The organism is Streptomyces sp. iso_384 (assembly GCF_056172905.1).
Genome location: NZ_JBWBTT010000001.1, coordinates 318,454 through 342,074, shown reverse-complemented (window position 1 = coordinate 342,074; position 23,621 = coordinate 318,454). Strand labels below are relative to the sequence as shown.

The following is a 23,621-nucleotide window of genomic DNA, read 5'->3' as shown; positions in this document are numbered from 1 at the left end:
CGACCCGGGAGTGCCCCTCTCGCAGGGAACGAGGAGGACCGACGTAATGGGCGAGCGAACCGTGCAACACGATCGACCGAACCAGGCAGGTGGGCGGCGATGAGTTCACTGCTGCTTCTCACGAACGCACTCCAGCCGTCGACGGAGGTGCTCCCCGCCCTCGGTCTTCTGCTCCACAGTGTGCGGGTGGCCCCCGCCGAGGGCCCGGCTCTCGTGGACACCCCGGGCGCCGACGCGATCCTCGTCGACGGGCGCCGCGACCTCCCGCAGGTCCGCTCGCTCTGTCAGCTGCTGCGGTCCACCGGACCCGGCTGTCCGCTGATCCTCGTCGTCACCGAGGGCGGTCTCGCGGCCGTCACCGCCGACTGGGGCGTGGACGACGTCCTGCTGGACACGGCGGGACCGGCGGAGGTCGAGGCCCGGCTGCGGCTGGCCATGGGCCGCCAGCAGATCACCTCCGACGACTCCCCGATGGAGATCCGCAACGGCGATCTCTCCGTCGACGAGGCGACGTACAGCGCCAAACTCAAGGGCCGGGTCCTGGACCTGACCTTCAAGGAATTCGAACTGCTGAAATACCTCGCCCAGCACCCGGGCCGGGTGTTCACCCGCGCCCAGCTCCTCCAGGAGGTCTGGGGCTACGACTACTTCGGCGGTACGCGGACGGTCGACGTCCACGTACGGCGGCTGCGCGCCAAGCTCGGCCCCGAGCACGAGTCGCTGATCGGCACCGTGCGCAACGTCGGCTACCGCTTCGTCACGCCGGAGAAGGTCGAGCGCGCGGCGGAGGAGGCGAAGGAGCGCGCGGGCGGGCGGCCGAAGGCCGACGGACCCGTCGCCCGTTCGGAGCAGTCCACTTCGGCCACGGCGGAGGAAGAAGCCCCGGTAGAGGCTGCCAAGAGGTAGGGGGTGCCCGGTGGGTCAGGGCCGGACAGAGCGCGGCGTCCGGTGCGGTGCGTCGCAAGGCGCCGGAGCGTCCTCATCGCGGAGCGATTCGGACGTTTCGGCAACGCCGCGAGGTGCCGTGCCAGACGCCGTGACCCCGGTCCTGATCCACCGGACACCCCCTGGTTCCATCCGCGTAGACTGCGGCGCGTGGCCAAGGTGACGCGGGACGATGTGGCGAGACTGGCGGGGACGTCGACCGCGGTCGTCAGCTACGTCATCAACAACGGACCCCGGCCGGTCGCCCCGGCCACGCGCGAGCGGGTGCTCGCCGCGATCAAGGAGCTGGGTTACCGCCCCGACCGGGTCGCCCAGGCCATGGCCTCGCGCCGCACGGACCTCATAGGAATGATCGTTCCGGACGCCCGGCAGCCGTTCTTCGCGGAGATGGCGCACGCGGTCGAACAGGCCGCGGCCGAGCGCGGCAAGATGGTGCTCGTCGGCAATTCCGACTACCGCGACGAGCGCGAGGTCCACTATCTGCGGGCCTTCCTCGGGATGCGGGTCTCCGGGCTGATCCTGGTCAGCCAGGGCCCCAGCGAGCGCGCCGCCGCCGAGATCGAGGCCTGGGACGCCCGGGTCGTCCTGCTGCACGAGCGCCCCGAGGCGATCGACGACGTCGCCGTCGTCACCGACGACGTGGGCGGCGCCCAGCTCGCCACCCGGCATCTGCTGGAGCACGGCAACGCGTACGTGGCCTGCCTCGGCGGCACGGAGGAAACCCCGTCGGTCGGCGACCCGGTCGCCGACCACGTCGAGGGCTGGCGCCGGGCGATGCACGAGTCGGGCCGCTCCACGGAGGGCCGGCTCTTCCAGGCCCCGTACAACCGTTACGACGCCTATCAGGTGGCCCTCGGGCTGCTGGCAGGACCGGACCGGCCGCCGGCGATCTTCTGCGCCACCGACGACCAGGCCATCGGCGTGCTGCGCGCCGCCCGTGAGCTGCGCATCGACGTGCCGGGCGAGCTGGCGGTGGCCGGCTTCGACGACGTGAAGGAAGCGGGCCTCACCGATCCGCCGCTGACCACGGTCTACTCCGACCGGCCGGCGATGGCGCGGGCGGCGGTGGACCTGGTGCTGGACGACTCGCTCCGGGTCTCCGGATCGCGGCGCGAGCGGCTGAAGCAGTTCCCCTCCGCGCTGGTGGTCCGGCGCTCGTGCGGCTGCGGAGAGCCCTCCGCGTCCGCCTGATCCGCTTCGGCCTTTACAGCGGGCATACGCGGTTCTTCCGGGCTTCTCAGGACGCACTCAGGCCCTTCTCATGTTCGCCGACCAGCCTGATGCACATGACGGAGAACCTTCGCCCGAGCGGCGCGCACTCGACGGACCAGGACCCGACCGCGTACCCGTACGCCTCCTCCTACGGCACGGCGCACGACGGCGCGGCGTACAGCGGCACGGCACAGGGCGGTACGGCGTACGCCGGCGCCGCGGGCGGTTACCCGCCGCCGCCCCCGTACGCCCCCACCAACCGGCGCCGGGCCAAGCGGCCGGTCGCGCTGCTGGCGGCGGTGGCGATCGCGGCGGGCGTGATCGGCGGCGGCACCGCCACCCTGATCGGCCAGCTGAACGGCCAGAACTCCGCCGCCACCGGCTCCGGCGGCGCGGTCAACGGCACCACCGTCTCGCAGAGCAGCAAGGGCACCGTCGCGGGCGTCGCGGAGGCGGTCTCGCCCGCGATCGTGGAGATCGGCGCGACCTCGTCGGCGGGCAAGTCCACCGGGTCGGGCGTGGTGATCACCGAGGACGGCGAGATCGTCACCAACAACCACGTCATCTCGGGCGCGCAGCAGATCCAGGTCACCCTCTCCACCGGAAAGACGTACACCGCCGACGTCGTGGGCACCGACCCCGACAAGGACCTCGCTCTCATCAAGCTCCAGGGCGCGAGCGGGCTGAAGACGGCCACGCTCGGCGACTCCTCGCAGGTCAAGGTGGGTGACGAGGTCGTGGCGATCGGTTCGCCCGAGGGGCTGACCGGCACCGTCACCAGCGGCATCGTCTCCGCGCTCGACCGGGACGTCACCGTCGCCAAGGACGACTCCGGCAGCTCCGGGCAGGACCAGGGCCGGCAGGGCGGCGGCCGGCAGTGGCCGTTCGAGTTCGGCGGCCGGCAGTTCAACGGCGACACGGGCGAGGAGACGACCACGTACAAGGCGCTCCAGACCGACGCCTCGCTCAACCCCGGCAACTCCGGCGGTGCGCTGATCAACATGGACGGGGAGATCATCGGCATCAACTCCGCGATGTACGCGCCCAGTTCCTCGGCCTCGGGCAGCGGTTCCCCGGCGGGCAGCGTGGGCCTCGGCTTCGCGATCCCGGTGAACACGCTCAAGGCCGACCTGGACACCCTGCGCGCCGGGAACGGCTCCTGACCGTGCGAGGCTGAGACCGCCCGCGCAGGGCGACGGACCAGGTCGAGACGAGAAGAGGACGAGACAGCGATGAGCCCCGCCGAAGACGATCCCCAGCGCATCCTGATCGTCGACGACGAACCGGCCGTGCGCGAGGCGCTGCAGCGCAGCCTCGCCTTCGAGGGATACGGGACGCGGGTCGCGGTCGACGGGTACGACGCCCTGGCGATGACCGAGGCCTACGCCCCCGACCTCATCGTCCTGGACATCCAGATGCCCCGGATGGACGGCCTCACCGCCGCCCGCCGCATCCGGGCCACCGGCTCGACCACGCCCATCCTCATGCTCACCGCCCGCGACACCGTCGGCGACCGGGTCACCGGCCTCGACGCGGGCGCGGACGACTATCTGGTCAAGCCGTTCGAGCTGGACGAGCTGTTCGCCCGGATCCGGGCCCTGCTGCGCCGCAGCTCGTACGCGGCGTCGGCGGCGGGCGCGGACGCACCGGACGACGACGTCCTCTCCTTCGCCGATCTGCGCATGGACCTGGCCACCCGCGAGGTCACCCGGGGCGAGCGCCGGGTGGAGCTGACCCGTACCGAGTTCACGCTCCTGGAGATGTTCCTGTCCCACCCGCGCCAGGTGCTGACCCGGGAGCAGATCCTCAAGGCCGTCTGGGGCTTCGACTTCGAGCCGAGCTCCAACTCCCTGGACGTGTACGTGATGTACCTGCGCCGCAAGACGGAGGCGGGCGGCGAGCCGCGCCTCGTCCACACCGTGCGCGGGGTGGGCTACGCACTGCGTACGGGCGGGAGCGGGGAGGCGTGAGCGGTCCGGCGCCCACGACGGGCGGGCGGGAGCGGGGCGGCAGGGGCCCGGTGCGCCGCTTCCGGTCGCTGCCGTTGCGCTCCCGGCTCGCGATGCTGGTGGCCACGGCGGTGGCGGTGGCGGTGGCCGCGGTGGCGGTGGCGTGCTGGTTCGTGACCCGGGAGCAGTTGGAGGACCAGCTCGACGACTCGCTGCGCAACGCGAAGATGGACAACGCGCCGATGCGCGATCTGCTGTCCTCGTGCCTGAGCGGCGGGCAGCTGCCCGCCCAGGAGTTCCCGGGCCAGTACACCGTGCAGATCGTCGCGGCGAACGGCGACTACTGCACGGCCCCGAACACGACGCCCGTCCCCGCCCAGCCCAGCGACATCGCGGTGGCGGCGGGCCGGGAGGCAGACGCCCTGCACACGACGGAGAACGACGCCGGACAGGACATGCGGGTCTACACCCGCAAGCTGCCGCCGGTGGGCATCTCCGGCCAGGCCAACAACGAACTCGCGGTCTCGGTGGCCCGCCCGCTCAGCGAGATCGACGCGCCGCTGTCCACGCTCGCCTGGGTGCTGGCCCTGGTCGGCGGCATCGGCGTCGTCGGCGCGGGCGCGGCCGGGCTGTGGGTGGCGCGGGCCGGGCTGCGGCCGGTGGACGAACTCACCGAGGCGGTCGAGCACGTGGCGCGCACGGAGGACCTGACCGTGCGCATCCCGGTGGACGGCGAGGACGAGATCGCCCGGCTGTCGAACTCCTTCAACTCGATGACGGCCCAGCTCGCCTCCTCCCGCGACCGCCAGGCCCAGCTGATCGCGGACGCGGGCCATGAGCTGCGCACCCCGCTGACCTCGCTGCGGACGAACGTGGAGCTGCTGGCCCGCAGCGACGAGACGGGCCGGGTGATCCCGCCGGAGGACCGCAAGGCGCTGATGGCCTCGGTGAAGGCCCAGATGACGGAGCTGGCCGCGCTGATCGGCGACCTCCAGGAGCTGGCCCGCCCCGACGCGGCCGAGCCCGGCCCGCTCCAGGTGGTGGCCCTGCACGACATCACCCGCACCGCCCTGCAGCGCGCCCGGCTGCGCGGCCCGGAGCTGACGATCACCGACGACCTGGCCCCGTGGTACGTCCGCGCGGAACCGGCCGCCCTGGAGCGGGCGATCGTCAACGTCCTGGACAACGCGGTGAAGTTCAGCCCGCCCGGCGCCACCATCGACGTACGGCTGCACCGGGGCGAGCTGACCGTACGGGACCGGGGCCCCGGCATCCCCGCCGAGGAACTCCCGCACGTCTTCGAACGCTTCTGGCGCTCCCCGTCCGCCCGCCAGCTCCCCGGCTCCGGTCTGGGCCTGTCCATCGTGGCCCGTACGGTGCACCAGGCGGGCGGCGGTATCGCGCTGCGCCCGGCCCCGGACGGCGGCCCCGGGACCGTGGCGGCGCTGACGCTGCCGGGGGCGCCGACGCCGCCGCCGGGGATGTGAGGACGACCGGGCTCAGCCCGTCGGGTTGTGCCGGATCAGCGACTCCACCAGCCCGGACCGCTGGTTCGGGTAGTCCAGCGGCACGATGCCGAGCCCCGTCCACCCGGCGGTCTCGGAGCGCTCCAGGAAGGAGTGCACCTGCGGGTTGAGCCGGTCGGCGTTCCAACGGGGCGGCATCAGGGCGGCGGTGGAGACGTAGTTCATGTAGAGCTTGCCGGGCTGCTGGGCCGCCTTGCGGAACTGGGCCTCGATCTTCGGGTACTTGGCGAACGGCTCCGCCATGTAGTCGTCCTGGATGTCGAAGAGCGCCGGGTCCGCGTACCGCACCCCGGGCAGCCCGCCGTTGTCCGCGAGCAGCACCACCTTGCCCCGGGCCCCGCCGAGGTCAGGAAGGGTGGAGTCGAGGCGGAACAGGGACCGCCAGCCCCGTACGTCCAGGTAGTCGTCGAAGACGGCCCGGAACGCGGCGTCGCTCTCGGAGGAGTACTCCTGCTTGACCCGCATCAGCACGGTCTCGGTCGGCCGCGCGGCCAGGAATTTCCGGCAGAAGACCAGGACGTCGCCGAACATCATGTTCTGGAACGAGGCCCCGTGATGGATCGCGAACGAGCCGTCGGTGATCCGGCACCGTACGTCGAGGAAGCGGATGCCGCTCTCCAGCTGCTGCCCGATCGTGGTGTTCTGGCACTCCGACCAGGGGCCGCCGAACCGGGCCCCCGAGTCGTGCGTGCCCGGGATCGTGAGCCGCTGGAGCGCGGTGGAGTCGGGCAGGGCGGCCATCCAGTCCTGGGTGCCCCGGACCGCCCGGGCGCCCTCGCGGGTGGCGGCGACGGCGGGTGCGGCGCCGACGACGGCGGCGGCGGAGACGGCGAGCGCCCCGGCCAGGAATCCCCTGCGGGTGGGCAAGGAGCCTCTACGGGTGGGCGCGGAGGGGGAGTTGGGCGTGCGCGCGGGATGAGACATGCGGGGCGCCTCCAAGGGCCGTGGGGGGCTGGGCCCTTGGATTCTGTCGGGCACACGTCACCTCCGGAAGAGGGCACACGGCGTTCGGCGTCGGCGCGCTCCACCCGCTTCGGACTCACCGGCAGCGACGGGTTCATGATCAGCGCGCCGCCGCCGACCGCGCCCACCGCCGCACCCTTCACCACCCCGCCGGACGTGGCCGGGACGGAAACGAGGCGAGTCTTCTTTCTTAACGGAAAACCGCGGAAGAATATATTCATCGCGACCGTCGCCGGAATTCAAGGAATGCCGGAAAAGCTTTTGCCGGAGATCGTGAACTGCCCATACCCTGGGGCCCATTCATGGGCGGCAAACGCCCAGCGCATTCATTCCGGACCTGGAGTCCGGACCCTGGAATCCGCCGCGACGAAACGTGAGGAATACCCGTGCGACGCATGACCTCCACCCTCCTTTCCCTGGCCGCCGTGCTGACCGCCTCCGCCCTGGCCGCACCGGCTGCCGGCGCCGCCCCGCGGAACGACCGGCCGGCCCCGGCAGCCGGTATACCGGCAGGCTGGGAGAAGCTGGGCGGGGACGACCTGGCGCACCTCACCGGCGCCACCGGCAGACGGTCAACGCCGTCCGCGGCCGCCTCCGGCGAAGACGCCACGGCCCGGGCGGACGAGACCTCGAACCTGGCCCTCAAGTCGGTGCGCAACGGGAGGTTCACCGCCACCGAGATCAATTACGCCGCGCCGAACACCGGTGTACTGCGGGCCCGTTCAGCCCAAGCCACCGGCGCATGGGAGGGCTTCGCGTTCGAGTGGGACGAGGCCACCCAGACGTTCGCCATGAAGTCCCTCGCGAACAACCGCTACGTGGCGGTCGAGAAGAATTTCACCGGCAACACGAAGAACGCACTGCGGGCCCGCTCGACGACGGCGGGCGGCTGGGAGCGGTTCGAGCTCTACCAGAACGAGGAACTGAACCTGTACGCGCTCCGGTCCACCCTGAACAACCTCTTCGTGGCGATGGAGAACAGCTATACGGGCTCGCTCCAGTACACACTGCGCGCCCGCTCCGCCGAAGTCACCGGCTCCTGGGAGCAGTTCGACCTGTACGGCATCGACGGCTGACCGCACCCCGGCCTCCTCCGGCATCGGACGGAGGAGGCCGGAGGCGCCGTCTGCGCCGGGCGGCCGTCTCCGAGGACGGTCACGGTCACGGCCACGGCCTCAGCCGTTCGCCGCGAGCAGGGTGAGCCCCGGCCCGTCCAGCTCCCCGGCCGCCACCCGCCGCCCGGACACCGCGAGCAGCAGGGACAGCGCGGGTCCGGTCACCTTCGGGCCCGCCCCGATCGACAGGCCGGCGTCCGTGGCCGACAGCCGTACGCGGGCCGTCAGTTCCTTCGCTCCGCCGAAGGACTCCGGTGTACGCGCCTGCAACCGCAGCGCCCGGACCACGGCCTCCCGCGGATAGGAACGAACCAGGCCAACGGCGCGGCGGATGTCCTCACCGTGGACGACCTCCTCGACCAGCCGGGTGTCGAGCGGGGCGGGAGGCCCGGTCCGCCGCGTCGCCACCCGGCGCAGCCGCTCCAGCGTCTCCTGCGGCGTGGCCCCGCGCTCGCGCTCCACACCGCGGGCGTTCTGGCGGTCGAAGTCGAACCGCGCCCGTACGAGGCCGGCCACGAAGCCGATACGCGTCGTCCGGGCGGTGTCCACCAGATGGGCGGCCACATCGTGCACCGTCCACCCCGCACAGAGCGACGGTGTGTCCCATTGCCCGGGATCCAGTCGCGCGAGGTCGTCGGCCAGTGCGGCCCGCTCGGCGTGCACCATCCGCCAGACCCCGCGCTTCACATCGCCCTTAGCATCGCCTCTCACGGCTGCCTCCACTCGACCGGTGACCACGTCCACCGGATGAGACCCCGGACGCCACCGAAACTCATCGCACCCCCGGCCACCGGACATGGATCAGGAAAAGCGATCTTGTCCGACTGTGTCATGACTTCGTGACAGGGATCCCGGAGCACAACTCCACCGCGTCACAGCCTGTCCGACAGAGTCTGACCCACGCCACGTGGACGGGCGGGGATCCGGGCGCCCGACCAGGCGTCGCGCAGTGACCGACCGAGAAACCGGGGAACGACATGACCGACATCCGACGTGCGTCAGCCATCGGCGCCGCTGTCACCGCCACCGCCTGCGCCGCGGTCGCCCTCGCGCCGGCCGCCGTCGCGGCGGAGCCGGAGGCCGCCGCGGCCGCGAAGTACAACGGCGCCTGTGGCGGCGGCTACTCCGTGGTGAACTCCGCGCAGATCGGCGCGCAGGGCACGGTTTTCCTCACCTACAACTCCGCCACCGGCAAGAACTGCGTGGTGACCGTCCGCGCCAAGCCCGGAAAGGCCGTGCACATGACGGCCTCGCTCGGCTTCGCCTCGCCCACCACGACGCTCACGGACACGGGGTACTACACCACGTACGCGGGACCGGCCCACCTCGACGCACGCGGCCTGTGCGTGACGTGGCGCGGCGAGATCGCCGGCGAGGTGGCCGGCAAGAACGGCACCAACTGCGGTTCCCTGGCCGCCGTCCGGCACTGACCCCGCACCGATCCGGAAGCGGCCCGCTGTGTGGTGTGCGCACAGCGGGCCTCGGGCCGCCCGCCCGGTCCCCTGTTCCGGGCGGGCAGCCGAAACGCATCGGCCTCGGCCTCAGGCGGTCATCAGCGAGATGCCGAGCATCCGCGCCCCCGTCTCCGTACGCGGCCGGTGTTCGCTGCCCGGCGCGAACACGACGTACACCCCCGGACCGTGGCGTTCGCCGCCGTCGATGACCTCACCACTCAGCACGAAGTACCGCTCCTCCGTCCGGTGTTCGTCGACCTCGGGCCACTCCGCGCCCGCCGCGAAGTCGATCAGCCAGCCCCGGGCGTACGCCGTGGCCAGCAGCCTGCGGCGCCGGATCCCGGGGGCGACCTCGTGCGCCTCGACGTCGTCGACCTGGACGACGGTCTTCAGAGGGTCCGCGGCATCGGTCCGTGCCGTCACCGTGTCGGTTCGCGTCGTCGCCGCGTCTGTTCGCGTGTCCTCGCTCATGTCTCCACCGTGACGTGGGCCGATCACCCGGGGCGAGTGTCCGGGATGACATCCTCGGGTACTTTCCTGCCATGCCCGTATCCGGAGCCCCGCATCATGTGGTGGCGCTGCTCAACGAGCCGCAGTCGCCCTTCGAACTCGCCTGTGCCGCCGAGGTCTTCGGTGCCGACCGCCCGGATCTGTCCGCGCACTACACCTTCGAGGTCTGCACCCGGCGGCCCGGCCCGCTGCTCACCACCGTCGGGCACGCGCTGCTCGTCGAGAGCGGCCTCGACGCCCTGCGGAGGGCGGACACCGTGATCGTGCCGGGCTGGCAGCCGCCCGGCGGGCCGGTGCCGGACGAGGTCCTGGAGGCCCTGCGGGCGGCGCATCGGCGCGGGGCGCGCATCGTGTCGATCTGCACGGGCACTTTCGTCCTCGCCCGGGCCGGGCTGCTGGCGGGGCGCCGCGCGACCACGCACTGGCGGCGGAGCGAGCTGCTGGCCGACGCCTTCCCCGAGGTGACCGTCGTCGGTGACGTGCTCTACGTCGACCACGGTGATGTGGCGACCAGCGCGGGCAGCGGCGCGGGCATCGACCTCTGCCTCCATCTCGTACGGTCCGACCTGGGCGCCTTCTACGCCGCGCAGGTGGCCCGGAGCATGGTGCTGCCGCCGCACCGGGACGGCAGCCAGCTCCAGTACGCGGCCCCGCCCGCCCCCGCGGGCACGGACGACTCCCTGGCCCCGGTGCTGGAGTGGGCGCTGACCAGGCTGGAGTCGGACCTCTCCGTCGACCGGCTGGCCGCGTACGCCGGACTCTCCCCGCGCACCTTCGCCCGCCGGTTCGTCCGCCAGGTCGGCGTCAGCCCCGGGCAGTGGCTGCTCCAGCAGCGCATCGACGCGGCCCGGTCGCTGCTGGAGCGGACCGATCTGCCCGTCGAGACGGTCGCCGTCCGGGCCGGGCTGTCCTCGGCGGTCAACCTGCGGCGGCGGTTCCGTGCCGCCCTCGGGACGACGCCGGGTGCGTACCGTCGCCTCTTCGGCGAAGCAGCAACAGCAAAGCGCCGGGGCGACCTCTGAGCGAGCGGCCACCATGGGAACGGCCCGTGCCGGCGGCTGCCCCCAGCACACCACCGCCTGGTCGTCCCCTGGACCTCGGTGAAGACCGCCCCCGGCAGCACCTTCGAGGGCTTCGCCGCGGGCTCCTTCGCCCTTCCGTCCGGCACGGTGAAGAGGCCCAAGGCCTCGCACTCCTGACGGAACGATCCGCTCCGCCCGGAGGCGAACCGGACGGCTGCGGGCGGGGCGCATCAGCGCGTGGAGCACGGCCGCATGGCCTTCGTCACACCGAAAAGGCAGAAACCGAGGGCAACTGCGCGCTTTGGCGAAGTCTGTCCGCTCCGCAGGACACCGCCCCGTCCCGGGCCCCGGGATTATTCGGCCGGCTCCTCACAGAATCCTCATACGATCGGCACAGGCCGCCCGCGTGATCCATTCCGCTGCGGCAGCCGACCCTCAGCGTTCATCTGCCGTTCCGGACCCGACCCAAGGGATCATGTGAAGATTCGCCGCGTACTCGCCACGGCTGTCGCCCTCGCCGTGACCACCCCCGCCGTGCTGCTCTCCGTCACGCCCGCGGTCGCCGACACCAAGCCGGCCGCCCCGTCACAGACGCAGAGCAAGCAGAGCAAGCCGAGCATCGAGGAGCTGGAGAAGGCGGCCGCCGAGGCGCAGAAGGCGTACGACAAGGCCGTCAAGGCGAAGGCCGACGCGGAGGCGAAGCTGGAGGAGACCCTGGAGGCCCTCGACAGCACCCACCCGCTCGCGGTCGCCGCCAAGGCCGCCGGGCAGGCCGCGAAGGACGCCGCCACCGCGAAGGCCACCGCCGACCAGGCCGTGACCGATGCGAAGGCCGCCGTCGACGCACTGCCCGAGACGGCCACGGAGGAGGAGCGGACCGCCGCGGCGAACGCGCTCTCCGAGGCCGAGGCGACCGCGAAGACGGCCGCCGCCGCCAAGAGCGCCGCCGACACCAAGTCCGCCGAGGCCACCGAGGCGGTGGACGACGCGCGGGTGGAGGCTTTCCGCGCCTACAACGTGGTCGCCAAGGCCCTCACGGACGCGCTCGCCGCGAAGACCGCCGCCGACCAGGCGCTGGCCAAGGCGATCAAGGAGGCGGAGGAGGGCCAGGCGTGCGAGCCCGAGCTCGACCTCACCGCCGATGTCACCGGCCTGCCGTCCACGCTCGTCGCCGGGACGACCACCGCCTTCTCCATCCGGGTGACCAACGGCAGCGACCGGCACATGGACGAGATCATCACGTACGCCGGTGTCCACGCGACCGACAGGTCCGGGCTCAAGGACACGGGCAAGTTCTTCCAGCTCCAGTGGTCCACCACGTCCTCGCCGAAGTGGCAGAACATCAACAAGTACAACTACATCGACGCGATCGGCGCGTTGAAGCCCGGTGCGCACGCCGACGTCAAGCTGCGGCTGACCGTCGACAAGGCCGCACCGGCCGGCAACGGTGTCGCGTTCATCGCGGCCGAATTCTTCAACGAGGACGGCTCCTGCGGCGGTGCGCCCGGCGCCGACATGTACGAGTTCGACGTCAAGGCCGCCGGCGGCAAGCCCGGCAAGCCCGCGGACGCGAAGCCGGTCAAGACCGAGAAGCCCGGCAAGAGCGATACCGGTCTCAAGCCGCAGGGCACGACGTCGAGCACCCCGGTGAAGACCGACGCCAACGGCAACCTGGCCGCCACGGGTTCGTCCTCCGCCACCACCTCGATCGCTCTCGCGGGCGGTGCGGCCGTGGTGCTCGGCGCGGCGGCGATGTTCGTCGTACGCCGCCGGAAGGCCGGTTCCGACGCCTGACGGTGACGGCGTGAACCTGGAAGCCGCGAAGGCATGAAGGGGTGAGGGGGCGGGGCCTGTCCGGGCCCCGCCCCCTCACTGCTCAGATGGCCACAGGGGACCGGAACCGCTGCCGGTACTCCGTGGGCGTCGTGTTCAGCCGCCGCCGGAACGCCCGTACCAGGGTGTCCGTCGTGCCGAACCCGCAGACGGACGCGATGCGTTCGAGGGTGGCGTCGGAGGACTCCAGCTCGTTGCGGGCCTTCTCGACCCGTACGGACTCGATGTAGGCGTGCGGGGTCATGCCCAGCTCGGTCTTGAAGATCCGGGTCAGGTGGCGGTCGCTGACATGGGCGTACGCGGCCAGGTCCACGACGGTGAGCCGGCGGCCGATGTTGCGCAGGATGTGGTGGCGGAGGTCCTCGATGCGCCGCGTCGTGGAGATCTGCTCCAGCGGAACGCTGAACTGGCTCTGTCCGCTCTGCCGCTTGAGATACATCACGAGCTGCCGGGCGACGCGCAGCGCGATCGCCTCGCCGAGGTCGTCGGCGATCAGGGCCAGCGACAGGTCGAGGCAGGCGCTGATCCCGGCTCCGGTCCAGACGTCGCCCTCGCGGATGAAGATCGGATCGGCGTCGACCTCGATCTCCGGGTGATCGGCGGCGAGTTGCTGCGCGGTCGACCAGTGGGTGGTGGCGCGCTTGCCGTCGAGCAGTCCGGCGGCGGCCAGCAGGTGCGCCCCGACGCACACGGAGGTGACCCGCCGGGTCCGTGCGGCGAGTTCCTTCACCCGTTCCACCAGCTCGGGGTCGACCAGCGCGTGCACCCGCCGCTCGCTGTCGATCTCCACCGAGCCGGGCACGATGAGGGTGTCGATGCTCCGCCCGGCGGCCTGCCCGAAGGTGAGGTCGGGGAGGATGCGGACCCCGGCGCCGGTGGTGACGGGCTCCAAGGAGGCGGCGGCCAGCACGACCTCGTACCCGGCCGCGTCGTCGGTCTCGCGCCGGGCGAGCGAGAACACCTCCGGCGGTCCGGTGACGTCGAGCAGGTCGACGCCCTCGAAGAGAACGATGACGACGAGCCGCGCGACCGCGCCCGTTCGTCCGGCGGTGTCCATGGACGAGCCTCCTGACGTGACACCGACAGCCCGCGCGCATGTCGGTATCTGCATGCTAGACGTCATTGTGGACATCGACACCGGGCCCTAGCGTCTGAGACAGCTCGCCACCCGAGCCGAGCTCACCCTCACCCCGACGCACGACCCCCCGAGGCGGTACACCCATGTCCCGAACCACCCTGCGCGAACTCAACGGCTTCGACGCGGCCCCGGCCACGCTGACCGGCTCGACGCTGATCCTGATCGACCTCCAGAACACCTACACCCGGGGCGTGATGGAACTCGACGGCTGGCAGGCTTCGTTGGACGCCGCCGCGCAGCTGCTGGAGCGGGCCCGCGAGGCGGGCACGAAGGTCGTCCACGTCATCAACGACGGCGGCGAGGGAACTCCGTACGACATCCGGGCCGAGATCGGACGGATCCACCCGGCCGTCGCCCCGGCCGCCGGAGAGACCGTCGTCGTCAAGCAGGTCCCGAACGCCTTCCACGGCACGGACCTCGGCGAGCACGTTCCCGAAGGCCAGGACGTGATCATCGCGGGCTGGATGACCCACATGTGCGTGGCGTTCACCGCGCAGGGCGCGTTCCTGCGCGGCAACCGGCCCACCGTCGTCGCCGACGCCTGCGCGACCCGGTCGCTGCCGGTCGCCGGGACCGACCTCGACGCCTGCCAGGTGCACTACAGCGCCCTGGCCACCATCGGCGACCTGTACGGGGTCGTCGTCGCATCCCAGAAGGAGATCGCCCGATGAAGCTGCTCCGTACCGCCACCGCGATCGGCGTCGCCGCCGTCCTCGCCACCACCGCCACCGCGTGCGGCGGGAGTTCCGAGGCCGCGACCGGCAAGGACGAAGCTCCGAGCGCGCCGGCCCCGTCGAGCCCGCCCGCGAAGAACGTCGCCGAGGACACGACGACCCTGCGGGAACTCAACAAGCTCGACGAGACCCCCGCCACGCTCGCCGACGCGACGCTGATCCTCGTCGACTACCAGAACACCTACACCGAGGGCGTGATGGAACTCGACGGCTGGAAGCCCGCCGTGGAGAACACCGCGGCCCTCCTCAAGCGCGCCCGCGCGGCGAAGACGCCGGTCATCCACATCGTCGACAAGGGCTACGACCTCTCGTCGGAGGCCGGACAGATCGTCCCGGCGCTGAAGCCCGCCAAGGGCGAACCGGTCGTCGAGAAGAGCGTCCCGAACGGCTTCCACGACACGAACCTCGCCGAGGAGGTCAAGAAGGCCGGGCGCGAGAACGTCATCATCGCCGGGTTCATGACCAACATGTGCACGCTGTTCACCACGCAGGGCGCGTTCCTCAACGGCAACCACCCGACCGTCGTCGCCGACGCCTCCGCGACCCGTCCGCTGCCGCTGAACGGCAACCCGAACGGCATCCCGTCCGAGCAGCTGCACGCCTCGGCGCTCGCCACGGTCCAGGACCTCTACGGGGTCGTGGTCCCCACGCAGAAGTCCCTGAAGTAGGGGACCACTTCAGCCCGACCGCCCCTCCGGTGGTGGCCGCGGGAAGCGCGCTCAACAGCGCCCTGCGCCACCACCCCCGTGCCTCGCAAAGCCCATCGAGCCCCACCGGCCCCCAAGCCCGGCTCCCCCACGCACACCCCCACAGCCCCCCACTCCCCCCAACGGAAGTGAACCCCATGAGCACTTTCCCCTCCACCCTCCAGACCCTCCGACTCCCCCCACTCCGCCAGAGATCGCACCACCATCACCTACGGAGAAGACGAAGATGGCTACCCGCAGAGGTTTCATAACCGGCGCTTCCGGCATCGGCACCGCGGCCCTCCTGGGCTACGCGGCGACCCCGCAGGCAGCGGCGGCGACCGCCGACGGCATGACGAGCGCGGCGAAGGTCCCGCCGCAGCAGGCGAAGGACTCGCTCCTCGCCGTCAACGCCGGCATGCGCACCAACTACGCCGTACTCAAAGCAGAACTGGTCAAGCACCTCTCGCCGGTGATCGTCGTGCAGAACGACGCCAAGGGCGGCCGGTTCACCCTGGTGACGGAGAACGGCCAGGAGAGCGCCAACCCCGTCTCGGAGACGTTCGAGCTGGCGAAGTCCATCGCCCACGTACCGCTGGGGATCTTCTCGGTGATCGCCTCCTACCTGGCGGACCACATCCCCAACCTCCCGAACGCCGACCGCATCGACCCGCACGACCTGCTGATGGTGGCGTTCGACGACCACACCTCCACCGCGTGGATCCCGCCCCTCCAGGCCTACGCCGCCACGCTCACGACCGCCCGCCGGAACCTGCCCGACGCCGGGCTTCCGGCCGCGCTGACGACGTCGTGCGGCAACATCCTGGACGCCGCGCTCCGGTTCATCGACGCCTCTGTCACGGCGCGGTCGTTCGACATGAAGACCTTCGAGGACTTCTCCGGCGGCGTCTACCCCGACATCCGCACCAACATGGAGCACGCGGCGCAGGCCCAGATCAAGGGCGTGCAGGACCAGATGAAGACCTGGCGCACGAAGGTCGGCGAGGCCGGCTGGGCCGACCTGTACTGCGTGGTGATCTCGCAGTGGACGACGAGCGTGCTGAACCAGAACACGATCATCATCAAGGACTGCATGAACCCGGCGAAGGTCGCCACGCACCTGATCGACCTGCCCGGCCTGGAGAACCCGGTCGACCCGGTGTTCACCGCCCTCGACAACCTCGCCCGGATCGTGCAGGACAACGTGGCGGCGGAGCTGGTGTTCCCCAAGGACACGAAGGTCGCGGACGCCCTGAAGGGCAAGGAGGACCTGCTCTCCGACGAGATCCTCGTCCAGCTCGGCACCGGCCGCGAGGTGACGAAGTCCGCACCGACGTACAACATGGCGGCGGGCGCGGTGTGCCCGGTCAAGAAGTGACCGGGGTCTGCTTCGCCCGGCAGGCGGCAGTTTGACGACAGGTCCTGGTCCGCGCGCCCTTCTCCCGGAGCCGGCGGCCGCCCGCTCCGGGAGAGGGAGCCCCTCAGTAGGGTTTCCGGGGTGACCCAGGACAACAACAGCAGCAACAGCGGCACCGAAGCCGACACCCATCTGCCCGCGCTGACCGCCGGCCGGGCCGACCACCTGCGCCGCCTGGTGGCCGACGACCTGAGCGCACGGGACGGAGCCCGCCCCCAGGTGGACGGGGCGACGGCCGTACGCGAACGCTCCACGCACGACATCACCGTGCTGGCGCAGCGCTGCGGGGCGGCGGCCCCGGAGGACTGGCCCGCGCTGATAGCCCAGCACTTCACCACCCTCGACACCGTGGCGCAGGGGGGCGAGAGCGCGGAGGAACTGCTGCGCCGGGCCGTCCTGCGCCTGCTGCCCACCGAAGCGCTGCCGGCCGGCGACGGGGCCGGCCACCGCTACGCCTGGCCGGCGGCCGACGGCCTGATGACGGCGCTCGCCCTGGACACCCCCGACGCCGTACGGATGCTGACCGACGCGGACGTCGAACGCGCGGGCCTCGACGCGCTGAAGGCGGCGGGCCGGACGAACCTGCTGGCCGAGCCGGTGGAGCACGAGGAGATCCGTACGCCCTCGGGCGCGCTCCTGCACTCGGTGTACGGCGACTCCCACTTCGTGGCGAGCAAGGCACTCGTCCTGGGCGACCTGGCCCGCACCCTGACGGGCCACGACCTGCCGGAGGCCGGGGCGCTCGTCGTCGTACCGACCCGGCACCTGCTGGCGTTCCACCCGATCGTCGACGCCTCGGTGGTGGACGCGGTCAACGACCTGGGGATGTACGCCATGGGCGCGTACGAGGACGGGCCAGGCCCGATCAACCCGCTGCTGTACTGGTGGCGTCGGGACGGCCTGGTCCGCCTCACCGCCTTCGACGAGCAGACCCGCGCGATGCAGGTCGTGCCGCCGCCGGAGCTGATGGACCTGATGAGGAGCCTGCACGCGAAGGGCCGGCCCGAGCAGGAGCCGCCCACCACCGCGAGCACCACCCCCGGCACCACCCAACCGGCCGCGTCCCCAGCCTCGTTGACATCCAGCCTCGCCCAGGACCCGGCCGCACTCCCCGAGGCCTTCCGGGCGGCGACGGCGCACGCACTCGCCGCCTGCGCCGAGGACCCGGACAGCGGGAAACTGGAGACCTGGGAGGCCTGGGTCACCGCGATGCAGTTGGGCGACGCCCTGTTCGCGACCACGCTGTCGGACGAGGGCTCGGCGGAGTACCGCATCGGCGACCGCATGGTCACCCTGCCCGCCACCGGCCCGTCCCCGCAGGCGAACGGCCGCGCCTGGCTGGACGCCTTCTGGTTCGCCCTCGTCTGCCGCGAGCGGGACCGCCTGTCCCGGCTCGCGCGGGTCCCGCTGGAGGACCTGCGCCGCGCCGATCCGTTGCAGGACGCCTATCTGTTCCACTGGATCGACACGCTCCAGACCTACTGGCGCGGCGCGCCCCTGGACGACATCGCCCAGAAGCTCATCGCGACGATGGAGACCTCCGACCCCAAGGTCGCGACCGGCACCTCACCGGCGCTGCTGAACCAGATCGACTACCAGCCGGCCGCCCTCTTCCACCGCCTCATCACCGGGAACCACGAGGCCTTCGCGGAGACCCTCACCGAGGCCGTGGCCCACCACGACCACTACTGGACCGGCTCGCCGGCCCCCCGCAGCCACGTGGCCCTCGGCCCGCTCGCCCTGGCCTGCCTCGCCCACGACGGCGACTTCCCCGTGGACACGGCGCTGCCGCGCCTGCCCAAGCACCTGATCGGCCGGGAGTGGTGCGGGGAGTTCCCGACCTGACGGGCGGGCAGAACGCGCGCATCCCGCCCTGACTCCGTGAAGACGCGAGTGCGTGAGTACGGCTCCTCATGGGGCGGGGTCCGGCGGAGGCGTCGTTCAGGGTGCCGGCAGATCAGCCACCGCACCGGGCGTACCGGCATTCCAGGAGATCCGGCAAGGACAAGGCCTCTCGTTCGCCGCCCCAGGCCCTCCGCGCAGGACTGCCGGAAGACGTCGCAGGCTGCGAGCGGGCCCTCGGGGGGCCGAACGTGTCGGTACCGGTGACACACTCGATCCTTGCGTCGCACGCGTGCCGGGTGGCAGTGTTCGCACGTCCGAATATGTGTGCCGCCTCAAGTATGTGCGACCTCCGAAGACCGGGTGGGGATGGACGAGCAGGCGTTCGACGCCTTTTACGCCGGAAGCGTGGGGCGGCTCATCGGTCAGCTGTACGCCATGATCGGTGACCGTGCCGAGGCGCAGGACGTCGTCCAGGAAGCCTTCGTACGGGCCTGGGAGCGCCGGGCCGCACTGGACAAGGACGGTGCGCCGGAGGCGTGGGTGCGTACCGTGGCCTACCGGTTGGCGGTCAGCCGGTGGCGTCGGGTGCGCACCTCCCTCACCTTCGCGAAGCGGCAGGGACCGCCCCCGGACGTGCCTCCGCCGGACGACCACCATGTGCTGCTGGTGGCGGCGTTGAAGCAGATCCCCGCAGCGCAGCGCCGCGCCATCGTGCTCCACCACCTGTGCGATCTCGAGGTGAAGCAGGTCGCCGAGGAGACCGGCTCTCCCGTCGGTACGGTCAAGGCGCAGCTGAGCCGGGGCCGTACCGCACTGGCACGCTTGCTGGCCGATACTGAGCTGGATCCGCGCGCGGGCCGGGTTTCGGAGGTGGAACGTGGTTGAGGAGACCGGCTTGGACGAGCGGCTCGCCGGCCTGGCCGCCGACGGGCGGCAGGGTGCCGTGCCGCTGGCCGCCGAGCAGATCCGGGCGCGCGGGGACCGGCGTCGACGGCGCAAGCGGGCGGCTCGGGCCTCGGGCGGCGTGATGCTGGCCGCTGCCGTGGTCGTGGGAGGGCTGTCGTTGGTCCGCCCCGGGCCGGAGCCGGCACCGACCGCCACCGGTCCCGGCCCGTCCGCGAGCGCTCCCCTGTTCGTGGCCCCGACGCCCGCACCGGGGCAGGAGTACGCGGTCGAACTCGGCTATGTGTACGACGCGGTGGCGCTCGACGGGGACCGGGTCCGGGCCACCGTCCAGCAGCTTCGTGACGAGAAGGGCACGGCTGTGCCCACCGGCGTGGTGCACGTGCTGACCCTGCCGGCGGTGACCCCGGTCGAGGTGCGGGACCTGGCCGGGGGGAAGCCGGGAGACATGCGGCTGGGTGATGTCGTGGACCGGCTGCGGGCCGGGCCGCGGTGGGCGTTCGCGCTCGACTACGACGGCGAGGGCCGGGTTCAGTCGCTGCGCGAAGCGCACTGGCTGACCCTGGAATGACCTCCGGGACGTGACGTCCCGGTCGGCCGGGCGGCGTTCGGCCCGGGCCGGAAATTCGTTCCGGCCGGATGCAACCCGGCAGGTGGTGTGGTGCGTAGAGACGGTGTAACCCGACCGCACCGATATCCAGGAGACCGTTGACCATGCACGCCGCACGCCGCCGGGCCACGTTGCGCCTGCTCACCGTTGCCGCCTTCGGCGCCCTTGCCCTCACCGGCTGCGGCGGGACGACCGGGGGCAGCGCAGCGGCTCCCTCACCGGTAGGGGCGCCGGCCACGGCGACCGCATCGGCCTCCGAGAAGCCGTTCGCCGGTACCAAGCAGTTCGTGACGGCCGACAAGGCCTGGACGGAGGGCGGACTGACCAAGCTGTCGGTGCGGTCCGCCGAGAAGAAGGAGAACACCCAGTTCGACACCTGGGAGATCGTCCCCGGCACGGGGAAATACGTCACGGTGACGCTGACGAAGGACGCCCGGGTACTGCTGACCGTGCCGATCCGCGACGACGCCCCGGGGACCAGCGGCGGCGAACCCGTACCTGCCTCGCAGGCCGAATTCGTCACGCTCCTGGCGCAGTTGGACCCCCGGACCCGCGAAGGAGCCGGGTTCGATCTGAGCTTCGACGGAGAAGGGCAGGTCACCAAGGTGCAGTCGCTGTACACGCCGTGATCCGGGCACGCCTGGATCTCCCGAGAACCACAGCGGAGGTGGGACATGGCCGATGGGACCGGCCTGGAGAGCCGGCTCGCCGACCTTGCCGCCTCGGGCCGGCGGCACGCCGTACCGCTGGCCTCGGAGCAGGTCCGAGCGCGCGGGGACAGGCGTCGGCGGCGCAAGCGGGCGGCTCGGGCCTCGGGCGGCGTGGTGACGGCGGCGGCCCTGACGCTGGGGGTCCTGTCGGTGGTCCGGACCGGGCCGGTGCCGGCACCGCCCGCGGCGCTGCCGACGGCAGCGGCGAGCGTCTCTCCGTTCATGATCCCGACGCCGGCACGGGGAGAAGAATACGCCGCCGAACTCGGCTTCGTTTACGACGCGGTGGCACTGGAAGGAAATATGGTTCAGGTCACCGTGGCGCAGGTGCACACCGGAAAGGGTGCCGTCGTTCGCACCGGAGTAGTGCACGAATTGACCCTGAAGCGGGAAACCCCGGTCGAAGTGAAGCATGTGGTCGGCGGCAGCGCGAAGGACGTGCGAGCAAGCGAATTGGTGGAAATCCTGAGCGGAGGTCCGCAGTGGGTATTCGCCGTCGACTATGACGGCGAGGGCCGTGTGCAGTCACTCCGGGAAGCCCACTGGCTGACCGTCGAGTGATCCCCTGAACTGGAAGAACCGACTCCTCCACGGAATATCGACAGAAACCGGAAAGCCCCCGGAACACGCTCGCTCGGGGGCGAATTTCGCGTTCCCGCAGGCCTGCCCCGATCGGCCGGTATCTTCCTGGCTTCTGCGGCAGGACGACCGAAGGAGCCGGAAAAAGAATTCCTGATTCGGGTGCAACCCGGGGGGCGGTGCGGGGCGTAGAGAGTATGTATCCCAACCGCACTGAAACGCATTCACCATAGGAGCAGTTGACGATGAACGCTTTCCGCCGCCACTCCGCCAAAGGCTGGCTCACCGCTGTCGCTCTCGGCGCCCTCGTCCTGACCGGCTGCGGCCAGGAGCCCTCGCATCGCCTGGAGCCCGCCGCGGCCGCAGGAGCGGCCCCGTCCCCCACGGCCGGCGACGCGACGGACGACGGCCGGCCCCACGACGGCAGGAAGTCCGCCGATACCGCCGAGGGAGGCAAGAAGGCCTCTCCTCCCGCTCCTTCCGAGCGGGACGACCGTAGGGGCCTCCGGACGGACACCGACAGGAAGCCCGCCGTCTCCGCCCCGGAAAGCAGAGCGGCCACCCCGACAGCCCCCGAGGACACCTCGGCGTCGACCGGCAACGCCCCCTTCGCCGGCACCGAGCAGTTCGTGACCATCAGCAAGGCATGGGCCGACAACGGCCGCACCTACCTGTCCGTGCGGTCCGCCCAGAAGAAGATCAACACCCGGTTCGACACCTGGGAGATCACCCCGGGCACGGGGCCCTTCACCACGGTGTCCATGGCCGACAACGGCCGGGTGCTGCTGGCGGTCCCGGTCCGCGACGAAGTGGCCGGCACGAGCCGCGCCGAACTGCTCGCATACTCCCCGGACCGGCTCGTCACGCTGATCGCCCGGCTGGACCCCACCCTCTCCGGCGGCATCGGGTACGACCTGGTCTTCGACGGCACGGGCCGGGTGACCGGCCTGACGTCGCTGTACCGGCCCTGAGTACAGCGACGGCCCGGCAGGAAAGGCCGATCGCGAAAGGGCTGCCGCCTTCAGCCTCGATGACCGGGGCACCCCTACGCGATTCGTCTTTCACCGCCGTCCGGCCGGGTCGTGCGCCGGTACGTGCCCGTACCCCGGCCGGATCGCCCGCCACGCCACCCGGTGAGACGCGTCGCCGCCGCCCTGCGCGAGCCGGAAGCCTTCGGCTACCCGCAACGCGTCCGCGACCGGCTGCCCCCGGCGGCGTCCTGCCAAGGCGGGTTCCCCACCCGGTCCTGCTCCCGCACCCGCCGCCTCATGCGTGCGCCGGGGATCGCGAGGGCCAGCAGGACCGGGACCCCGGCGGCGATGCCGACCCAGAGGACGAGTGCGAGATAGCCGTAGGCCGCGTTGCGCGTGTCCTGGTCCGCCCGGACAAGGAAGACGATGCTCACCACGAGCGCCACCGCCATGAGGGCGCCCTGGACGAACGCGGCCCGGGTGAGGATGCTCGCCCGGCGCCGGTATCCGGGGGTGATCTCCCGGTCCTGTGGCTGCACGAACCACTTGGGCGCACCGGGCGTACGGGGCCGGTGCGGGGGTGGTGGCGGCGGCTGGTCGGACATGGGCCCAATTCTCCTGTGCGCCGCCCCGGAACACCACCCTCACCGGGAACGAGGAGGCGGCGACGACGCGGCGCGCCGTCACTTCTTCAGGGCGTCCCAGTGGTGCGAGCCGAAGCTGCGCACCAGCGAGACCAGCGCCGCCCCGAGCCGCCAGTCCAGGCCCGGTGCGTGCAGATGCAGTTTGTCGCCGCCGGACCGGAACTCCAGCGGCATCTGGCCGCCCGCCCGCCACCTGATCCGCCGGGGAGCGCGCGCGGCGCCGCCCACGCCGGGTGAGCTGTCGAAGATGGAGAGGATGAGGAGCAGCACCATCACGGGCAGGCACAGCCACCACACGAACCACCACAGGATCCGGCCCTTGTACCCCACCGCTTCGGCCCCGCCGGCCGGGGTCACCGTCCATCGGGTGCGCAGCCCCCTCCCCCGGAACGCCTTCTCGCGCACGATCGTGCCGATGAGCTCCCCGTGCACGCCGAGCACGTGAAACGTCGAGACACCGCCGGTGGCCGACAGGGTCACCACCGTCGCCACCCGGTCCCGGCGGTGCGCGTCGGTCCACAGGGCGAAGGTACGGGCGCCACTCTTCCGGGCGGCGAGGTAGGCGGGAATGCCGCCGGGCGGCAGTTCGCGCTCCACGTACCCGATGACCTCGGGCAGTCCCGATCCGTCGAGGAGATAGACCAGGTTCTGGACCGAATCCGGCGTGTGGTCCGGAAGCCTTCGCCGGATGCCGTCCATGGTCATGACCTTGCTCACCCGGCATGCTCCTTGGGACTGGGAAGCGGTGCGTCCGACGGTCGGCCGTCGACAGGCTGCCTACTTTAAGGGTCAACAAGGCCTGGCCAGAAGCGTCGGCGAGAAGCACCGGCAAGACACAGGGACAGGACGCGAGAA

24 protein-coding genes are annotated in these 23,621 nt (G+C 71.6%); 18 read left to right on the top strand and 6 right to left on the bottom strand.

Going from position 1 to position 23,621, the window contains the following annotated elements; genetic code table 11:
- The first annotated feature begins 99 nt into the window (after window positions 1–99).
- The 5 genes from AC0VY3_RS01495 to AC0VY3_RS01475 all read left to right on the top strand — a co-directional run bounded on the left by AC0VY3_RS01495 (window position 100) and on the right by AC0VY3_RS01475 (window position 5,593).
- Window positions 100–906 (top strand): response regulator transcription factor, encoded by an 807-nt coding sequence (locus tag AC0VY3_RS01495; RefSeq protein WP_103510959.1) that lies wholly within the window; start codon window positions 100–102, stop codon window positions 904–906.
- 189 nt (window positions 907–1,095) lie between these two features.
- A complete protein-coding gene (locus AC0VY3_RS01490) occupies window positions 1,096–2,136 on the top strand; it encodes a LacI family DNA-binding transcriptional regulator (RefSeq protein ID WP_103510960.1) in 1,041 nt (346 codons plus the stop codon).
- An 89-nt stretch (window positions 2,137–2,225) separates the two neighbouring features.
- Complete coding sequence (locus AC0VY3_RS01485) at window positions 2,226–3,320, top strand: S1C family serine protease (protein ID WP_475548716.1); 1,095 nt, start codon at window positions 2,226–2,228, stop codon at window positions 3,318–3,320.
- Window positions 3,321–3,389: 69 nt separating this feature from the next.
- Complete coding sequence (locus tag AC0VY3_RS01480; RefSeq protein WP_103510962.1) at window positions 3,390–4,127, top strand: response regulator transcription factor; 738 nt, start codon at window positions 3,390–3,392, stop codon at window positions 4,125–4,127.
- A 92-nt stretch (window positions 4,128–4,219) separates the two neighbouring features.
- Window positions 4,220–5,593, top strand: a complete 1,374-nt coding sequence (locus AC0VY3_RS01475) for a sensor histidine kinase (RefSeq protein WP_242738801.1) — start codon at window positions 4,220–4,222, stop codon at window positions 5,591–5,593.
- A gap of 12 nt (window positions 5,594–5,605) precedes the next feature.
- Here AC0VY3_RS01475 and AC0VY3_RS01470 read toward each other — a convergent pair whose 3' ends face one another.
- The gene (locus AC0VY3_RS01470; protein WP_475548715.1) at window positions 5,606–6,556 is read right to left on the bottom strand and encodes a phosphatidylinositol-specific phospholipase C; all 951 of its coding nucleotides are present in this window, start codon (window positions 6,554–6,556) and stop codon (window positions 5,606–5,608) included.
- Between the two features lie 434 nt (window positions 6,557–6,990).
- On the opposite strand from AC0VY3_RS01470, the gene AC0VY3_RS01465 reads away from it, so the two are divergent.
- Complete coding sequence (locus tag AC0VY3_RS01465; RefSeq protein ID WP_475548714.1) at window positions 6,991–7,671, top strand: fascin domain-containing protein; 681 nt, start codon at window positions 6,991–6,993, stop codon at window positions 7,669–7,671.
- Between the two features lie 99 nt (window positions 7,672–7,770).
- Here the strand turns inward: AC0VY3_RS01465 and AC0VY3_RS01460 are convergent, their stop codons facing one another.
- Window positions 7,771–8,376, bottom strand: coding sequence for a maleylpyruvate isomerase family mycothiol-dependent enzyme (locus AC0VY3_RS01460; RefSeq protein WP_475551620.1), 606 nt, complete (start codon window positions 8,374–8,376; stop codon window positions 7,771–7,773).
- 311 nt (window positions 8,377–8,687) lie between these two features.
- Between AC0VY3_RS01460 and AC0VY3_RS01455 the strand changes: the two genes are divergently transcribed.
- On the top strand, window positions 8,688–9,140 hold the full coding sequence (locus AC0VY3_RS01455) for a spore-associated protein A (RefSeq protein WP_475548713.1): 453 nt from the start codon (window positions 8,688–8,690) through the stop codon (window positions 9,138–9,140).
- 111 nt (window positions 9,141–9,251) lie between these two features.
- On the opposite strand, the gene AC0VY3_RS01450 is transcribed toward AC0VY3_RS01455, so the two are convergent.
- Window positions 9,252–9,635: a cupin domain-containing protein gene (locus tag AC0VY3_RS01450; protein ID WP_475548712.1), complete on the bottom strand. Its 384-nt coding sequence runs from the start codon at window positions 9,633–9,635 to the stop codon at window positions 9,252–9,254.
- A 71-nt stretch (window positions 9,636–9,706) separates the two neighbouring features.
- Here AC0VY3_RS01450 and AC0VY3_RS01445 point away from each other — a divergent pair, with 71 nt between their 5' ends.
- A complete protein-coding gene (locus AC0VY3_RS01445; protein ID WP_475548711.1) occupies window positions 9,707–10,696 on the top strand; it encodes a GlxA family transcriptional regulator in 990 nt (329 codons plus the stop codon).
- A gap of 477 nt (window positions 10,697–11,173) precedes the next feature.
- Window positions 11,174–12,490, top strand: coding sequence for an LAETG motif-containing sortase-dependent surface protein (locus AC0VY3_RS01440; RefSeq protein ID WP_103510969.1), 1,317 nt, complete (start codon window positions 11,174–11,176; stop codon window positions 12,488–12,490).
- Window positions 12,491–12,572: 82 nt separating this feature from the next.
- On the opposite strand, the gene AC0VY3_RS01435 is transcribed toward AC0VY3_RS01440, so the two are convergent.
- A complete protein-coding gene (locus tag AC0VY3_RS01435) occupies window positions 12,573–13,586 on the bottom strand; it encodes a GlxA family transcriptional regulator (RefSeq protein WP_103510970.1) in 1,014 nt (337 codons plus the stop codon).
- A 164-nt stretch (window positions 13,587–13,750) separates the two neighbouring features.
- On the opposite strand from AC0VY3_RS01435, the gene AC0VY3_RS01430 reads away from it, so the two are divergent.
- From AC0VY3_RS01430 to AC0VY3_RS01390, 9 genes are all read left to right on the top strand, one after another.
- Window positions 13,751–14,338 carry a cysteine hydrolase family protein gene (locus AC0VY3_RS01430; protein ID WP_475548710.1) on the top strand — a complete coding sequence of 196 codons (588 nt, stop codon included), beginning with the start codon at window positions 13,751–13,753 and terminating at the stop codon, window positions 14,336–14,338.
- Window positions 14,335–15,069, top strand: a complete 735-nt coding sequence (locus AC0VY3_RS01425; RefSeq protein WP_475548709.1) for an isochorismatase family protein — start codon at window positions 14,335–14,337, stop codon at window positions 15,067–15,069. Before AC0VY3_RS01430 ends, AC0VY3_RS01425 begins: the two co-directional genes overlap by 4 nt.
- A gap of 265 nt (window positions 15,070–15,334) precedes the next feature.
- Window positions 15,335–16,465 (top strand): hypothetical protein, encoded by a 1,131-nt coding sequence (locus AC0VY3_RS01420; RefSeq protein WP_475548708.1) that lies wholly within the window; start codon window positions 15,335–15,337, stop codon window positions 16,463–16,465.
- A gap of 120 nt (window positions 16,466–16,585) precedes the next feature.
- A complete protein-coding gene (locus AC0VY3_RS01415; RefSeq protein ID WP_103510973.1) occupies window positions 16,586–18,349 on the top strand; it encodes an immunity 49 family protein in 1,764 nt (587 codons plus the stop codon).
- 366 nt (window positions 18,350–18,715) lie between these two features.
- Window positions 18,716–19,234, top strand: a complete 519-nt coding sequence (locus AC0VY3_RS01410; protein ID WP_103510974.1) for a SigE family RNA polymerase sigma factor — start codon at window positions 18,716–18,718, stop codon at window positions 19,232–19,234.
- Window positions 19,235–19,244: 10 nt separating this feature from the next.
- Window positions 19,245–19,823, top strand: a complete 579-nt coding sequence (locus AC0VY3_RS01405; protein WP_475548707.1) for a hypothetical protein — start codon at window positions 19,245–19,247, stop codon at window positions 19,821–19,823.
- Between the two features lie 143 nt (window positions 19,824–19,966).
- A complete protein-coding gene (locus tag AC0VY3_RS01400; protein ID WP_103510976.1) occupies window positions 19,967–20,491 on the top strand; it encodes a hypothetical protein in 525 nt (174 codons plus the stop codon).
- 45 nt (window positions 20,492–20,536) lie between these two features.
- Window positions 20,537–21,133: a hypothetical protein gene (locus AC0VY3_RS01395; RefSeq protein ID WP_103510977.1), complete on the top strand. Its 597-nt coding sequence runs from the start codon at window positions 20,537–20,539 to the stop codon at window positions 21,131–21,133.
- A gap of 263 nt (window positions 21,134–21,396) precedes the next feature.
- A complete protein-coding gene (locus AC0VY3_RS01390) occupies window positions 21,397–22,122 on the top strand; it encodes a hypothetical protein (RefSeq protein ID WP_103510978.1) in 726 nt (241 codons plus the stop codon).
- A gap of 206 nt (window positions 22,123–22,328) precedes the next feature.
- On the opposite strand, the gene AC0VY3_RS01385 is transcribed toward AC0VY3_RS01390, so the two are convergent.
- Together AC0VY3_RS01385 and AC0VY3_RS01380 are read right to left on the bottom strand one after the other, a co-directional pair.
- Window positions 22,329–22,727 (bottom strand): MFS transporter, encoded by a 399-nt coding sequence (locus tag AC0VY3_RS01385; protein ID WP_258047290.1) that lies wholly within the window; start codon window positions 22,725–22,727, stop codon window positions 22,329–22,331.
- A gap of 78 nt (window positions 22,728–22,805) precedes the next feature.
- A complete protein-coding gene (locus AC0VY3_RS01380; RefSeq protein ID WP_475548706.1) occupies window positions 22,806–23,483 on the bottom strand; it encodes a hypothetical protein in 678 nt (225 codons plus the stop codon).
- Between the last annotated feature and the right edge of the window lie 138 nt (window positions 23,484–23,621).

Coding starts and splice junctions, on each gene's coding strand:
- AC0VY3_RS01410 (WP_103510974.1), top strand. CDS start 18,716: ATGGACGAGCAGGCGTTCGACGCCTTTTACGCCGGAAGCGTGGGGCGG.
- AC0VY3_RS01445 (WP_475548711.1), top strand. CDS start 9,707: ATGCCCGTATCCGGAGCCCCGCATCATGTGGTGGCGCTGCTCAACGAG.
- AC0VY3_RS01465 (WP_475548714.1), top strand. CDS start 6,991: ATGACCTCCACCCTCCTTTCCCTGGCCGCCGTGCTGACCGCCTCCGCC.
- AC0VY3_RS01395 (WP_103510977.1), top strand. CDS start 20,537: ATGGCCGATGGGACCGGCCTGGAGAGCCGGCTCGCCGACCTTGCCGCC.
- AC0VY3_RS01400 (WP_103510976.1), top strand. CDS start 19,967: ATGCACGCCGCACGCCGCCGGGCCACGTTGCGCCTGCTCACCGTTGCC.
- AC0VY3_RS01450 (WP_475548712.1), bottom strand. CDS start 9,635: ATGAGCGAGGACACGCGAACAGACGCGGCGACGACGCGAACCGACACG.
- AC0VY3_RS01495 (WP_103510959.1), top strand. CDS start 100: ATGAGTTCACTGCTGCTTCTCACGAACGCACTCCAGCCGTCGACGGAG.
- AC0VY3_RS01470 (WP_475548715.1), bottom strand. CDS start 6,556: ATGTCTCATCCCGCGCGCACGCCCAACTCCCCCTCCGCGCCCACCCGT.
- AC0VY3_RS01455 (WP_475548713.1), top strand. CDS start 8,688: ATGACCGACATCCGACGTGCGTCAGCCATCGGCGCCGCTGTCACCGCC.
- AC0VY3_RS01390 (WP_103510978.1), top strand. CDS start 21,397: ATGAACGCTTTCCGCCGCCACTCCGCCAAAGGCTGGCTCACCGCTGTC.
- AC0VY3_RS01385 (WP_258047290.1), bottom strand. CDS start 22,727: ATGTCCGACCAGCCGCCGCCACCACCCCCGCACCGGCCCCGTACGCCC.
- AC0VY3_RS01430 (WP_475548710.1), top strand. CDS start 13,751: ATGTCCCGAACCACCCTGCGCGAACTCAACGGCTTCGACGCGGCCCCG.
- AC0VY3_RS01425 (WP_475548709.1), top strand. CDS start 14,335: ATGAAGCTGCTCCGTACCGCCACCGCGATCGGCGTCGCCGCCGTCCTC.
- AC0VY3_RS01480 (WP_103510962.1), top strand. CDS start 3,390: ATGAGCCCCGCCGAAGACGATCCCCAGCGCATCCTGATCGTCGACGAC.
- AC0VY3_RS01420 (WP_475548708.1), top strand. CDS start 15,335: ATGGCTACCCGCAGAGGTTTCATAACCGGCGCTTCCGGCATCGGCACC.
- AC0VY3_RS01435 (WP_103510970.1), bottom strand. CDS start 13,586: ATGGACACCGCCGGACGAACGGGCGCGGTCGCGCGGCTCGTCGTCATC.
- AC0VY3_RS01485 (WP_475548716.1), top strand. CDS start 2,226: ATGCACATGACGGAGAACCTTCGCCCGAGCGGCGCGCACTCGACGGAC.
- AC0VY3_RS01460 (WP_475551620.1), bottom strand. CDS start 8,376: ATGGTGCACGCCGAGCGGGCCGCACTGGCCGACGACCTCGCGCGACTG.
- AC0VY3_RS01475 (WP_242738801.1), top strand. CDS start 4,220: ATGCTGGTGGCCACGGCGGTGGCGGTGGCGGTGGCCGCGGTGGCGGTG.